Origin of the sequence: Pseudoalteromonas sp. SG41-1, from assembly GCF_014164575.1 — a bacterium.
Lineage (GTDB): Bacteria > Pseudomonadota > Gammaproteobacteria > Enterobacterales > Alteromonadaceae > Pseudoalteromonas > Pseudoalteromonas rhizosphaerae.
Map to the genome: position 1 here is coordinate 53744 of NZ_JACJFL010000009.1, position 12966 is coordinate 66709.

The 12966-nt window shown below is 41.2% G+C and carries 16 protein-coding genes; all 16 read right to left on the reverse strand.

What is annotated here, in order from left to right; translation table 11 throughout:
• Positions 1 to 83 precede the first annotated feature (83 nt).
• Positions 84 to 1028 carry a DUF4097 family beta strand repeat-containing protein gene (locus H5203_RS08035; RefSeq protein WP_145237012.1) on the reverse strand — a complete coding sequence of 315 codons (945 nt, stop codon included), beginning with the start codon at positions 1026 to 1028 and terminating at the stop codon, positions 84 to 86.
• A gap of 11 nt (positions 1029 to 1039) precedes the next feature.
• Complete coding sequence (locus tag H5203_RS08040; protein WP_182731620.1) at positions 1040 to 1522, reverse strand: hypothetical protein; 483 nt, start codon at positions 1520 to 1522, stop codon at positions 1040 to 1042.
• Entirely contained in the window at positions 1509 to 2060 is a 552-nt protein-coding gene (locus H5203_RS08045) for an RNA polymerase sigma factor (RefSeq protein ID WP_182718069.1), read from the reverse strand. The genes H5203_RS08040 and H5203_RS08045 overlap by 14 nt, the downstream gene beginning before the upstream one ends.
• Before the next feature lie 191 nt (positions 2061 to 2251).
• Positions 2252 to 4084 (reverse strand): hypothetical protein, encoded by a 1833-nt coding sequence (locus H5203_RS08050; RefSeq protein ID WP_182819569.1) that lies wholly within the window; start codon positions 4082 to 4084, stop codon positions 2252 to 2254.
• Positions 4084 to 4608, reverse strand: a complete 525-nt coding sequence (locus H5203_RS08055; RefSeq protein WP_182819570.1) for a PilW family protein — start codon at positions 4606 to 4608, stop codon at positions 4084 to 4086. The genes H5203_RS08050 and H5203_RS08055 overlap by 1 nt, the downstream gene beginning before the upstream one ends.
• The gene (locus H5203_RS08060; RefSeq protein WP_145236995.1) at positions 4608 to 5021 is read right to left on the reverse strand and encodes a prepilin-type N-terminal cleavage/methylation domain-containing protein; all 414 of its coding nucleotides are present in this window, start codon (positions 5019 to 5021) and stop codon (positions 4608 to 4610) included. The genes H5203_RS08055 and H5203_RS08060 overlap by 1 nt, the downstream gene beginning before the upstream one ends.
• Positions 5021 to 5470, reverse strand: coding sequence for a GspH/FimT family pseudopilin (locus H5203_RS08065; protein ID WP_182731624.1), 450 nt, complete (start codon positions 5468 to 5470; stop codon positions 5021 to 5023). The genes H5203_RS08060 and H5203_RS08065 overlap by 1 nt, the downstream gene beginning before the upstream one ends.
• Before the next feature lie 2 nt (positions 5471 to 5472).
• Complete coding sequence (locus H5203_RS08070; protein ID WP_310736427.1) at positions 5473 to 5910, reverse strand: type IV pilin protein; 438 nt, start codon at positions 5908 to 5910, stop codon at positions 5473 to 5475.
• Positions 5911 to 6187: 277 nt separating this feature from the next.
• Entirely contained in the window at positions 6188 to 6640 is a 453-nt protein-coding gene (rplI, locus tag H5203_RS08075) for a 50S ribosomal protein L9 (RefSeq protein ID WP_182819571.1), read from the reverse strand.
• Positions 6641 to 6676: 36 nt separating this feature from the next.
• Entirely contained in the window at positions 6677 to 6904 is a 228-nt protein-coding gene (gene rpsR / locus H5203_RS08080; protein WP_002962753.1) for a 30S ribosomal protein S18, read from the reverse strand.
• Positions 6905 to 6916: 12 nt separating this feature from the next.
• Positions 6917 to 7234: a primosomal replication protein N gene (gene priB, locus H5203_RS08085; protein ID WP_182731625.1), complete on the reverse strand. Its 318-nt coding sequence runs from the start codon at positions 7232 to 7234 to the stop codon at positions 6917 to 6919.
• Between the two features lie 54 nt (positions 7235 to 7288).
• On the reverse strand, positions 7289 to 7630 hold the full coding sequence (rpsF, locus tag H5203_RS08090) for a 30S ribosomal protein S6 (RefSeq protein WP_145236974.1): 342 nt from the start codon (positions 7628 to 7630) through the stop codon (positions 7289 to 7291).
• A 253-nt stretch (positions 7631 to 7883) separates the two neighbouring features.
• Positions 7884 to 8630, reverse strand: coding sequence for a 23S rRNA (guanosine(2251)-2'-O)-methyltransferase RlmB (gene rlmB / locus H5203_RS08095; RefSeq protein ID WP_145236971.1), 747 nt, complete (start codon positions 8628 to 8630; stop codon positions 7884 to 7886).
• Positions 8627 to 11122, reverse strand: coding sequence for a ribonuclease R (gene rnr / locus H5203_RS08100; RefSeq protein ID WP_182731626.1), 2496 nt, complete (start codon positions 11120 to 11122; stop codon positions 8627 to 8629). The genes rlmB and rnr overlap by 4 nt, the downstream gene beginning before the upstream one ends.
• A 120-nt stretch (positions 11123 to 11242) precedes the next feature.
• Positions 11243 to 11857 carry a DNA-binding response regulator gene (locus tag H5203_RS08105; RefSeq protein WP_182718062.1) on the reverse strand — a complete coding sequence of 205 codons (615 nt, stop codon included), beginning with the start codon at positions 11855 to 11857 and terminating at the stop codon, positions 11243 to 11245.
• The gene (locus tag H5203_RS08110) at positions 11857 to 12957 is read right to left on the reverse strand and encodes a sensor histidine kinase (RefSeq protein WP_392352704.1); all 1101 of its coding nucleotides are present in this window, start codon (positions 12955 to 12957) and stop codon (positions 11857 to 11859) included. The genes H5203_RS08105 and H5203_RS08110 overlap by 1 nt, the downstream gene beginning before the upstream one ends.
• Positions 12958 to 12966: the final 9 nt, after the last annotated feature.

Sequence of the window (12966 nt, forward strand, 5' to 3'; positions counted from 1 at the left end):
AATGAATGGCCTCTATTCTATCTACTTGGCTACGTTGTGCAAAGAGCAAAGCAGGATTTCTTTTCCTACTTTGCTACGGGAGATTACTTTTGCTTACGTAATTCTATGCGCCCACTGATAGTGTCTATTTCAATATCAGCATCACCACCATTAACCGCAAACTCCAATTCACTTGATGGCCCATATTTCGCTTTTTTAACTTTATCGTCACTCAACTCATTAATAATTTTACCATTGGCATGCGCTTCAATTTCAAACCGCGCAGAAACATCCGTCGGGAAGTAAAAATCGGCATCGCCACTAACAGATTCATAAGTAATTTGCGCACCTTTTAGTAACTCATTAATATGTATTTCACTCTCACCATTTACCGTGCTAATACGTAAGCTTTTTAATGCCTGAAAAGCAAAGTCGATATCGCCATTAACATTCTCTAAGCGAACTTCTTGAGCTGCTGTTTTGGATTTAATATCACCATTGACAGCAGTAAAGCGCAGCGTGCCTTGTGAGTCTTTGTCATTAATTTCGCCGTTTACGGTTTCATAGCGTATATCACCTTTTAAGCCTATCGCACTGACATCACCATTAACGGTATCCACACTAATATTGCCACTGATGTTTTGTAAGTTAATATCACCATTAACGACATCAATATCAGCCCCGGCGATCAAATTTTTAGCACTGATAGTGGCGTTAACACCGGTAAATTCAAGTTCGCTGCTATTTGGCATATAAATAACTAATTGAGAACCATCGCCACTATTCCAACCGTTATTATTGTTACGCGGCATTTTAACGATAAATTCGATACGATCTCCTGCCACTTCTAAACGATACCCTTGTGCTTTATCATCAAGCTCACCGGTGATCTGTAATTGTGATTTATCCCAGCCCTCAATACGTACATCACCGCGTTGGTTATCTATAAAAATACGCTTATTAGCGGGCACCTCAATTTGTTCATTGATTTTCTCACCAGCAGAGGCGAAAAACGGCAATAAAGTTAGTGCTAATAGTAATGTTTTCATGGTTGATACTCCTAAATTTGTTGCCACTTCGGTGCATGCACCTTATTGATTAGATCTAATTGCTGCTGATAAACCTGTGCGAGCATTTTTAATAACGCTGGATTCTCAGGCTCATTGTCGAGGGCTTGCTTTATTGCCCGCTCAGCGTCCTCTAATTCTGTTAATTGCTGTTGCCAGTTATCTGTCAATGCAGGCTGATTTTGATATTGCACCAACAAGGTTTGTTTTTGCTGGGTAAAATAGTCACTCATCACCACACTTGTCGCAGGCTCAGAGCCGGAAAACAGCAACTGCACGGTTAATAAAGCCGCCACTGAGCATGCTGCCACACCCGCTAATTTAGGCCACAGCGCAGCTTTACCTTGCGCCTGAGGAGCATGCGTTAATGCTTTTTCGATACCTGGCCATAAATCTTTTTGTGGTGAGATCTCTGACTCAGTGTTATTGATTGACTCAGCTAAAAATGTTTCAAAATTAGGCTTACTCATTTTCATACCACTCTTTTAATAACTGACGGGCGCGATGAAATTGCGACTTACTAGAACCCACTGCCATTCCTAACATAGTGGCAATCTCTTCATGGCGATAACCTTCAATGGCGTGCAGCACAAATACCATACGAGCTCGCTCAGGTAGTCGTAATACTAACTTGTCGAGTCCATTTAGACCTTGGCAATCTGTTGCGCTTTGTTCATCCATACCGCTTTGCTCGAAGCTCACTACTTTTTGCAACCAATTCTTATGTTTACGTAAATAGCTAATCGCAATATTACTGGTGACACTGTGCAGCCAAGTTGAAAACTGTGACTGTCCTTCAAAGCTAGCGATTTTATGCCACAGCTGCACAAATACTTCTTGAGTTGCATCTTCGGCATGTTCGCGATCTGCGAGTAACCGTAAGCACAATCCATAAACCCGCTTTACATGTAATTCATAAAGTGCAGCATAAGCATTTTGATCACCGCTTTTTACACGGGTAATAAGTGCATCTTCGCTTAGCTGTGTAAAAGCATGTTTTGCATCTATCAACATCGTTGATGTTGTCCCTTTATGATTATTATTATGAAATGAGTATACCTAAGCACTCAGGAAATACGATCTTTCAGAATTTTAAGTTTCTTGAATAGTTAGACGTGAGATGTAAGTGAAAAGGTTTAAATGACATGAAATTATTTTTAACAAAAAACGGCTAACTTATCAGCTAGCCGTTTTATCAAGTGGTTTTATAACGTTGCTTCTGGGGGATCTTCTTCGGGCCCTTCAGTGGTTTTTTCCGGTACTTTATATGACCAGCCAAGGAAAACTAATTTGCCGTCAGACGCGCTGCCCCCACCACTACTTATATTTGCTAGATTTGAATCATGGTGAATACCACCTTTGCCAGACGCTGAAACCGTTTTGCCCCGAATTGAGCCACTGAAACCACCATTAGCGACGACTTTAACATCAGTCTTTGGCGCATAGATGGCTGCATACAAATTAGCATCAGCATCAATATCAATACCATTGGCTTGTTCATTGCTGGAATAAATACTGAATACCGGTTTACCAGTTTTGGTTAACCCATGCTTCATTGTGATCGACCCTGGAGACGCTTTCAATTTTACTTTACCGTTGACATAAAGGCTTAAGCTGCTGCCTTGTGCTATATGGATCTCTGAAGCGCCTTCCATCATGAAGTGACCATTTACTATCAAGGTTACATCACCACCCGCGACTTTTAAAATGCCATTATTTAATGAGAAGTTACCTGCTTTTAATACTTTTACATCAACAACGTTCTCAATTGTGTTTAACGTATAATTAAGTGTCGCAGGACGTGCGCCTAACCACTTTTCCCATACATAATCACCTTGATTTTCAATCTTAGACTGAGCTATCTCAGGCGTTAACTCGTAGATAACACGTGTTTCTGGCTTATCAGAGACTAGTGTTGAACTACCGTGTTTCACAATAATATTTTCGGCGCTAGGATCAACCAGACCATCAACAACCGTTGTTATATTTATTGAATCGCACTGTGTTTGCCCTGCTGTAAAATTATCAGGATCTTGAAAAGGTACCAACTCAACATTTGGTGATATATTATAACGTGGATCTGAGTAAGGAATACCACCTTGTTCAAGGTGTGGTGCTAAATCTTTTGCATTTAATTTGCCGCCATATAAAACGTCTAAGCCGTCATTATTTCTATTTTCTAGCACAGTACTCGCACTGTTATTAGGGAAGTTAAGATCTTTATTTGCTCTAACTACGCCTAATATTTTTCCTTGCTTCCAGGTAACCCCTCCCGCCGATAAAACATCTCCGCCTACAGCTGTATCAAGTGGAAAACCATCGGGTAAAACAGGATCAGTCGATACTGTAAAATTCGAATCAATTGTAATATGGTTATTTGCACGCAATGTGCCTGTGATTGGAGATGAGCCGGAAAAAGTAATACTGCCAGTCGCATGAACACTCCCCCAAATAGTTGAAGCACCTGATAATGTAACATCCTTATCTTTATAAACCGTGCCTATGACAGCGCCAGCCTCAGCCTTGTCAGGATCGTAATCCCCTTTACTTGAGTCATAGCTATCAATTCGACCACTGGCACTGAGTGACACCCCTTCACAGCCCACAATTGCGTTCTCAAAAACAGAGCCTCCTTTACCTGGCGTAAATCCAAACCGTGCGACTAAATTACTTTGTGCATCACCACCATAACGCTCACCCAAGCTGATGATTTCTAGCTCTCCAGCAGCATTTTTACTAATACTGGCATTATAAGTTGCATCTTCACCAATCAAACCGCGGCCTGATGCTGTGCCTGTCGCTGCGATCAAGCCATCGATATCTAAGGTTTTATCATCTGAAAAAGCTTGCTGTAATAACTTAGCTTCTTCGAAAACACCTTTTTCAGCGAGTAAACGGCTATTTATTTTCTTTTGAAAATTGCCACTCATACGCTCTTGAATAATATTTTCACGCAATGAATTAAGTACCACAATACTCGCCATACTGGTGAGGATAAGTACTGTTACAAGCGTAAAACCACTTTGTTTTTTAGCCATTACACACCACCAAAAGCATTGTTTAAAATAACATTAGAAACCGCAATATCAATGGCAATAGTGTCTTCAAATTGCGCAGGTAAGTTCTCTGGGCCAACATTAATAGTGACAATGTTATTATCAATTGCAAAACTCAACCGGGCGACTCCCGTCAATAACCGCTCTGCTGGAGCTGCTCCTAATGTACACATTAAATTATTGCCTACTAAGCTATAAACTTCATTTATATCAGCTGTTGATACACTGCCATTACAGGTGATAACCCCAGCTGGCTGAGTAACAGTAATTGCCGAGCCATCTGCTGCAACCAAAGGTGCGCTTGGTGTTTGTTTAATGCTACGCGTAAAAACCTTACTTGTGTAACGTATTACTTCTTGCGCATTTTCAAGCTCTTTACTAACTGAAATAGTGCCTTTAATAGCTGAGTATGAAAGGCTAACTCCAGCTAGTAGGAATGAACCAGCGGCTAGAGCCACCATCAGTTCTACAAGGGTATAACCTCGCGGACGATAAATTGCCATCATCAAATACACCCAACTGGTAGCTCAGGGTAACTAGCATTTAAGGTAATTTGATTTTCTAATTGAGCAGGGTCTTGTTGCTTGATCCGCTCATCAGCCCATGAAACTGTGATTTGCATATCATGCGCATACGCCGCAGGTAAGCTCAGCTGATAATCATCGATTTGCGGGTCTAAAGAGGCACGAAAGTTAGCATCCGTGAATAAAGCTGGATTTGTCGTTTGTAACTCACACAAGCGAGGCCAAATACGCTCTAAAGTATTTTGCCCTTGCACCAGCGATACAGTGTAATTAAAACTGTTAGTGGCATATTGTAGCGATTTGAGCTGAGCTGCTGCCAACCCTAATAAAGCAATACCGGCGATAACAACTGACAGCATCACTTCTAATAATGAAAAGCCACTTTGTTTAATCATTATGCACATGCCACTGATTTTTCAGCTAACCAATTTTGGCCGCTTTTTAAAATGCACAAGTAATAATCTACCGTTTTATCATTGTCATCTTTAATTAAAATCTCGCTCGCCGCAGAGATTTCGCCACTTGACCACACGGTACGATCAACTAAACCAACTGTTACACCATGATGTTGGATGACGAATTCTTTTAATACTGTATCAACACCATCAACAGCTGCTGTTACCTGCCATTTATCACCACTTACCACTAGCTTAATCTCACGATTACGTTTTACCGCCTCACTACGCGCATATTTATACACACTATTGAGCTGATTTGCGGTGGTAACAACCCGATCTTGCATGATTTGCTGGCTAAAAGAAGGAAACGCTAATACCGCCATAATCGCAACGATCCCAACCACAATCATCAACTCCACTAATGTAAAACCGGCTGTTCTAGTCATGGTTACTCCCAGCAACTATTAGCATCAGCTGATTGTGTGCCATCATGCTTAATCACTAATGCACCACAGCGATCTCCTGCTTGGGCAGAACCGATTTTTGGGGTTGCAGTTAATGTAAAAGCACGACTTTTAAAATTAGCATCAGCTGCAGCGCCACTAACGCGGTTTAGCGCTGTATAAGTAAAAGTATAAAAATCTGTATTTTTTGCCGTATCAAAAGCATTTGGATAACCACCATTACGCGAATAAATACGCTCTAATACTGCACCATGTTGCAACATTACTTGTTGAATATCGGCACGGCGACTACGCTCCATATGCTCAATATATGAAGGCATAGCTACACTGTATAATATGCCTAGAATGGCAACGACTATTAATAACTCGATTAATGTGAAACCAGAAGAAAGCTTCGCATTTTTTATCATCTGCTCTTTCAATTTAAACATCCTTAACACTATGCCCAGTGCACAAACAATATACAGTGACAGCGCTGTCACTGTCAATAATCTGTAACCTAATTACAATGCAGCTACATTTTAATAGGTATAAATAATTAGTTTTTATTTTAAATCAAACTATACCAGATAAAAAACCTAAAAAAGGGACTTTAATCAATATTTATGTGGGAAATGATATGCTAGCTAGTGATATGTGTGAGAATAATAAACAAAAAAGCCGTGCTTTTCAGCACGGCTTTTTTCGCTTAATTAGAAATTAAGCTTCAGCGATTACGATTACTTTGATAGTAGCCGTTACTTCTGAATGAACTGCGATTGATACGTCAAATTCGCCAATCTCACGGATAGTACCTAGAGGTAAACGAACTTCTGACTTAGCAACTTCAACACCAACAGCTGAGATAGCGTCAGCGATGTCGCGAGTACCGATAGAACCGAATAACTTACCTTCGTCACCGGCTTTAGATACTAATGTAACTTCAGCTAATGCTTCAAGCTTATCAGCGCGTGCTTGTGCAGCAACAAGCTGGTCAGCGATTTTCGCTTCAAGCTCAGCACGACGTGCGTCAAAAGTTTCAACGTTAGCTTTAGTTGCAGGAACTGCCTTACCTTGTGGGAAAAGGAAGTTACGTGCGAAGCCAGATTTAACTACAACCTGGTCACCTAGGCCACCTAGGTTAGCGATCTTATCTAGTAGAATAACTTGCATGTTTCTACACCTTTTAAAAACGTGTTAATCCGCTGCTTACTTATGTAAGTCAGTGTATGGAAGAAGGGCTAAGTAGCGAGCACGCTTGATAGCAGTTGCTAGCTGGCGCTGGTATTTAGCGCTAGTACCTGTAATACGGCTAGGTACGATTTTGCCACTTTCTGTAACATAGTTTCTAAGAGTAGCTAGATCTTTATAATCGATTTGTTGTACGCCTTCCGCTTTAAAGCGGCAGAACTTACGACGTCTGAAATAACGTGCCATGAGATAAATTCCTCAAATAATTCTTTCTATATGCTGAGCATGCAAAACCAATTGGCTAAGGCCGTTACGACCTTCGTGACGATTTAAAAAACCGCTCACTTGCAATGCCTGCCCAACGTGCAAATGTTGAGTCTGTTGTTGCATTTGCTTACCACTAGCAACCACTTGAAGCCGTACATAACTATTACGGTTAAGGTCTGCTTCAATTTGCATTGATTTGTGTTCTACAACAAAAATACAATGCGGGATACCAGCAGGGCTTTGGCTAAACTTAGGTGTTTTACAAACAACCCCAGAAATAACCAGCTGATTCATAAAAGGACTGACCATATGGTTTACCTTAAAATTATCGCTGATCAAGTGCCATGCTTGGACTCAAAACAATTAAGCAGCTGGTGCTTCTTTCTTCTCTTCTCTTACAAGAGGAGATGCTTCAGTTACAGCGTCTTTAGTACGCATAACTAAGTTACGAAGCACTGCATCGTTGTAGCGGAAAGTAGTTTCTAGCTCGCTGATTACTTCAGTAGGTGCTTCAACGTTCATAAGAACATAATGAGCTTTATGAAGCTTGTTGATTGGGTATGCCAGTTGACGGCGGCCCCAGTCTTCAAGACGGTGGATAACACCACCAGCTTCAGTGATAGAACCAGTATAACGTTCGATCATACCAGAAACTTGCTCACTCTGATCTGGGTGAACCATGAATACGATTTCGTAATGACGCATGGATATTCCTTACGGTTAATAGAGCCTTCTACCGTTTCAGCCGGTCGGTTTAAGGCAAGGAATTAATATTAAATAGGCCGAAATGAGCGCGCATTTTACGCTTAGTCGGAAAATTAAGCAAGTAGGTTTTTAGCTTTAAGTGGTAAGTTGAAAAATCAGCTATCCGCTCAAAAAGAAAAACCATGCTTATTAAGTCAAGCATGGTTTCAAATTTTATCTCTAAACTGACGGCTACAAGCTTAAAGCTTTTCTTTTATGGCTGTGTCGTATTTCTCTGACGCAGTACTTCAAATAAACAAATACCTGTTGCTACAGATACGTTTAAGCTTGAAACAGTGCCCGCCATTGGGATTTTAACTAACACATCACAATGTTCGCGCGTTAAGCGGCGCATACCTTCACCTTCTGCGCCCATAACAATCGCCATAGGGCCAGTTAGATTGGCATCAAATACATGAACATCGGTTTCGCCAGCAGTACCAACAACCCAAACACCGGCATCTTTAATTTCACGTAAAGTACGCGCAAGGTTAGTCACTTGGATCAGCGGTACTGTCTCAGCTGCACCACAGGCAACTTTACGCGCTGTGCCATTTAGTTTTGCTGATTTATCTTTTGGCACAATAATGGCGTGAACACCGGCAGCGTCTGCACTACGTAAGCAAGCACCTAAATTATGCGGATCTGTTATGCCATCGAGAACCAGTAAAAATGGCGTTTCTTCACGCGCAATGATTGCATCTAAATCTTTTTCATTGAAAGTAGGAGCTGCGATAACATTAGCAATAATGCCTTGATGCTGTTCACCCTTTGATTTGTTATCAAGCGCTTTACGCTGCATAAACTGCACTGATATACCAAATTTACGCGCTTCTTCAATAATTGGAGATAAGCGTTTATCATCACGTCCTTTTAGGGCATAAATTTCAATAAAACGCTCAGGCTCACTTGCGAAAATTGCTTCAACAGAGTGAAAGCCAAAAATTAATTCATTACTCACGTATCACTTGCTCCTGAACTCTTACTTTTACGGGCATTTTTGCCGGGTCTTTTCGGCTTTTTCACGGCCTTTCTCTTTGGTTTTTTTGCAGTCGTTGAAGTGCCAGCATCCGCTGATTTTCCTGCAGGCTTCTTTTTACCTCTACTGGCACTGTTTTTTTTTGGCTTTGGTTTTCCCTGTTCAGAACGACCGCTAAGTTCACCAGGCTCTTTCGCGTCAGCTTTTTTACCTGGTATTTTGCCACGTTTTAGCTGCGAACGAACACTTGCCGGCTGATGCCCTTTTGCATCACCACGACGACGGGCGTATCTGTCTTGTGCAACATCGCCACTGAGCGTTAAATTGATGCGACGCTCATCTAAGCTTACCGATGCCACCTGAACAGTGACTTTATCGCCTAAACGATAAACTTTACGAGAATGCTCACCAATCAAGCAATGTTTAGCGCCATCATATTGAAAATACTCATCGCCTAAATTAGTGACATGGATAAGGCCATCAATTTGTAAATCAGCTAAGCGAATAAACAAACCAAAGTTAGTAACCGATGAGATCACTCCTTCAAATTCGTCGCCCACATGATCTTGCATGTATTCACATTTCAGCCAATCAGCTACTTCACGGGTTGCATCATCTGCACGACGCTCCGTATTTGAACACTGCTCGCCCAATTGCGCGACTTCTTCGTCACTATAAACATACGCACCCGACGTAACCATACCTTGGGCTTTCAAAATGCCTTTAATCGCACGATGTACGACTAAATCTGGGTAACGACGAATTGGCGAGGTGAAATGTGCATATTCACCTAATGACAAACCAAAGTGACCGATGTTTTCAGCTTGATATACTGCCTGCTTCATCGAACGCAGTAGCATAGTTTGGATAAGTTCAGCATCAGGGCGGTCGCCAAGCTTGGCTAACACATGGGTAATTTCTTTTGGTGTTGGCTCATCACTGAGTGTTGATTCAATACCCAACTCTGATAAAAACTGTCTAAAGTTAGCCAGTTTTTCTCCATCTGGTTCAGCATGAACACGATAAAGCGCGCTGGCTTCGTGTTTTTCAAGCATTTTAGCCGCAGACACATTGGCTAAAATCATACATTCTTCAATCAGCTTGTGGGCGTCATTACGCAGCACCGGCACTATTGATTCAATCTTACGCTGAGCGTTAAATACAAAGCGTGTTTCAAGGGTTTCAAACTCAATCGCTCCGCGCTCTTGGCGGGCGGCTTTTAATGCCATATACATTTGCTGTAAATCAGTTAAATGTGGCACGACCGGTGCGTATTCAGTACGTAACTTCTCATCACCTTGTAGGATAGCGTTTACTTTGGTGTAGGTTAAGCGCGCATGCGAATTCATCACCGCTTCGTAAAAGCGATAGCCTGATAATTTACCTTCAGCCGATACCAGCATTTCTGCGACCATACATAAACGGTCAACTTTTGGATTTAATGAACACAAGCCATTGGACAATACTTTTGGCAGCATAGGAATAACTTGTTCAGGGAAATACACTGAGTTACCACGTTCGATTGCCTCGGCATTAAGTGGGGTATTCATTGCGACATAATGGGATACATCAGCAATCGCTACCCATAACCGCCAACCACCCGATTCAACAGGCTCACAATACACCGCATCATCAAAATCGCGAGCATCTTCACCATCAATCGTAACCAATGGTAAATCACGTAAATCAACTCGATTTTGCTTGTCACCTTCTTCGACAAACTCACCTAAGTGTTCAACCTGCTTTTCAACCGCTTCTGGCCATACATGCGGGATATCGTGATTACGCAGTGCCACTTCAATTTCCATACCAGGGGCTAAATGCTCACCCAGTACATCAATGATTTTCCCTACCGCATTCATATTACGGTTAGGGTTTTGGGTAATTTGCACTTGCACCATTTGGTTGTGACGTGCGCCGTTTTCACTGCCCGGCAAAATAATAATATCTTGGGTGATACGTGGATCTTCCGCCACCACCACTGCTATGCCATGCTCAACAAAATAGCGACCAACAATCGGTGCTCGCTCGCCAGCCAGCACTTTAATAATACGCGCATCGCACTTGCCGCCGGAGCCTCGTTTGGTGCCTTTAGCCAGTACTATGTCGCCATGCAGCACCGAACTCATTTGATGCTTGGCAATAAACCAGTCTTTACTTTCGCCTTCGACTTCTAAAAAGCCAAACCCGTCACGGTGACCGATTACTTTGCCTTTAACAAGCCCAGCTTCATCAATTAAGGCGTAGCATTTAAATTTATTAAAGAAGAGTTGACCATCACGCTCCATGGCACGTAAACGACGCTTAAAAGCAATTTGACGCTCATCATCGTTTACCGCTAACTCCTCACATAATTGATGAAAATTAGCAGGCTTGGCACGGTCTTTTATATGAGTAAGTATAAACTCACGACTTGGGACAGGGTTTTCGTACTTTTCTTGTTCTCGACTGAGATTAGGATCTTGGTTTGACATTCACTATCTTGTTAATTGGTTATGATGTTATTTTAACCCATAACCGATCAATGAGACAGGCAAAAGCTATGAAACTTTTAAGAAAGCGCTTTTACTTGCTTTAAACAGCTTATTACGGCGTTATAACCAACCTTTTTGTTTGGCTATACGCGCTGCATCTACTCGGTTTATGGCATTTAATTTAGCAATAGCGTCTGATAAGTAATTACGTACCGTGCCCTCGCTTAAGTATAACCTTGCGGCAATATCGGCTGTTTTCAACCCTTCACTTGCGAGTTGTAATGCTTTTCGTTCTTTATCTGTCAGCGGATCAGTATCATCTAATGCGTTAATAGCAAGCTCAGGATCAATAACCTTTTGCCCGTGCATTACTTTTTTAAGCGCGCTAATTAATTCATCGCTCGGGGCTTCTTTTAAAATAAAGCCCTTAACGCCAGCACTTAAAGAACGCCTAATATAACCCGCTCGCGAAAAGGTGGTCATAATAACTATTTTTATAGCAGGGTATTTTGATGCAATTTGCTCACTGAGTTCGATGCCGTTCATGCTAGGCATTTCGATATCTGTTAAAATAATATCAGGAAGAGAGTTACTGTCTAGCATGTTTATGGCTGTTAATGCATCTTGCCCGTTACTTGCTTGACCAATTACCTCAATATTAAAATCTAGACTTAATAATGCTGCGATTGCGTCGCGCACAAGCCCCTGATCTTCTACTAAATACACCTTGATCATCAGAAACCCTTCGCTGTTAAAGGCAGCATCACATTTAAACTAAAGTTATCCTCACAGGTAAATGTAGCCTTACCATCTAGCTGCTCTGCTCGTTCTTTAATGCCATTTAAGCCATTTCCAGGTTTTATTGAGCTGCCTGGTGCATGATCAATCACATTGATTATTAATTGCTGCTGATTTTGCGTTATGCTAATTATACATTTCTTGGTGCTGCTATGGCGTAGTAAGTTAGTAACAACCTCCTTAATTATAAGACTTGCTATGCCTTCTACTTTCGCAGGTAACGCATTTAACTTCACGTTAAAATCGGCCTCAAAACCTTGCTCGATTAGCCTTTGTTTTAATTGTGAAATTTGACTCGCAAGATTGAGCTGTTTTAAATCACTGACAGCACTTCTCACATCACTCAATAGCTGCCTTGCAAGCTCTGCAACTTGGGCAATTTCAGTATTTGCTTGTGTGTAACGTTCACCTTGATTTAATTTATTAGCAAGCTCTGCTTTTAAAGCAATAGATGAAAGAGAATGGCCTAGAATATCATGTAAATCGCGAGCAATACGCTCGCGCTCAGCAATAGCTGCTAATTGCTCTAATTGTTTTGCACTTTCTTGCTCACGAATTTTATGAATATGCTCTTTACGCGTAGCGACACCAAAACTAAAAAGTGCAATACTCAATATTAATGAGCCACCTAAAAAATATTGTGGGTTATCAATATCTGTAATATAAGTACTAAACACCACACCAATAAAGACCCCTGTAACTGACATCGCTCGAGATAATTTTGCAAAACTAAAACCGGCAATAAAAGCTGAAAAACCAAATAATGTAGAGCTACCTGTCGTTAAAAAGCTTGCAAAAATACACACTAAGAGCATCGCAATAAATAATTTCGTTACTTCCCCTTGTTTTTTATTTACAGCCTGAATATACAGTGTAATAAATGTTATATAAAAACCTAAAGTAGCACTGATATTAAGTGTACTTAAGTGGGAAAAATTAAAAATGGTAGGCAATAAATAAAAAACCGAAAAAAGTAAATGCCCCCAACTCCAAAAGGATTTTGCTTTAGTCTTTGGGGTTAATTTATTAAGTAGCATACTCATCCT

Coding starts and splice junctions, on each gene's coding strand:
- H5203_RS08035 (WP_145237012.1), bottom strand. CDS start 1,028: ATGAAAACATTACTATTAGCACTAACTTTATTGCCGTTTTTCGCCTCT.
- H5203_RS08040 (WP_182731620.1), bottom strand. CDS start 1,522: ATGAAAATGAGTAAGCCTAATTTTGAAACATTTTTAGCTGAGTCAATC.
- H5203_RS08045 (WP_182718069.1), bottom strand. CDS start 2,060: ATGTTGATAGATGCAAAACATGCTTTTACACAGCTAAGCGAAGATGCA.
- H5203_RS08050 (WP_182819569.1), bottom strand. CDS start 4,084: ATGGCTAAAAAACAAAGTGGTTTTACGCTTGTAACAGTACTTATCCTC.
- H5203_RS08055 (WP_182819570.1), bottom strand. CDS start 4,608: ATGATGGCAATTTATCGTCCGCGAGGTTATACCCTTGTAGAACTGATG.
- H5203_RS08060 (WP_145236995.1), bottom strand. CDS start 5,021: ATGATTAAACAAAGTGGCTTTTCATTATTAGAAGTGATGCTGTCAGTT.
- H5203_RS08065 (WP_182731624.1), bottom strand. CDS start 5,470: ATGACTAGAACAGCCGGTTTTACATTAGTGGAGTTGATGATTGTGGTT.
- rplI (WP_182819571.1), bottom strand. CDS start 6,640: ATGCAAGTTATTCTACTAGATAAGATCGCTAACCTAGGTGGCCTAGGT.
- rpsR (WP_002962753.1), bottom strand. CDS start 6,904: ATGGCACGTTATTTCAGACGTCGTAAGTTCTGCCGCTTTAAAGCGGAA.
- priB (WP_182731625.1), bottom strand. CDS start 7,234: ATGGTCAGTCCTTTTATGAATCAGCTGGTTATTTCTGGGGTTGTTTGT.
- rpsF (WP_145236974.1), bottom strand. CDS start 7,630: ATGCGTCATTACGAAATCGTATTCATGGTTCACCCAGATCAGAGTGAG.
- rnr (WP_182731626.1), bottom strand. CDS start 11,122: ATGTCAAACCAAGATCCTAATCTCAGTCGAGAACAAGAAAAGTACGAA.
- H5203_RS08105 (WP_182718062.1), bottom strand. CDS start 11,857: ATGATCAAGGTGTATTTAGTAGAAGATCAGGGGCTTGTGCGCGACGCA.
- H5203_RS08110 (WP_392352704.1), bottom strand. CDS start 12,957: ATGCTACTTAATAAATTAACCCCAAAGACTAAAGCAAAATCCTTTTGG.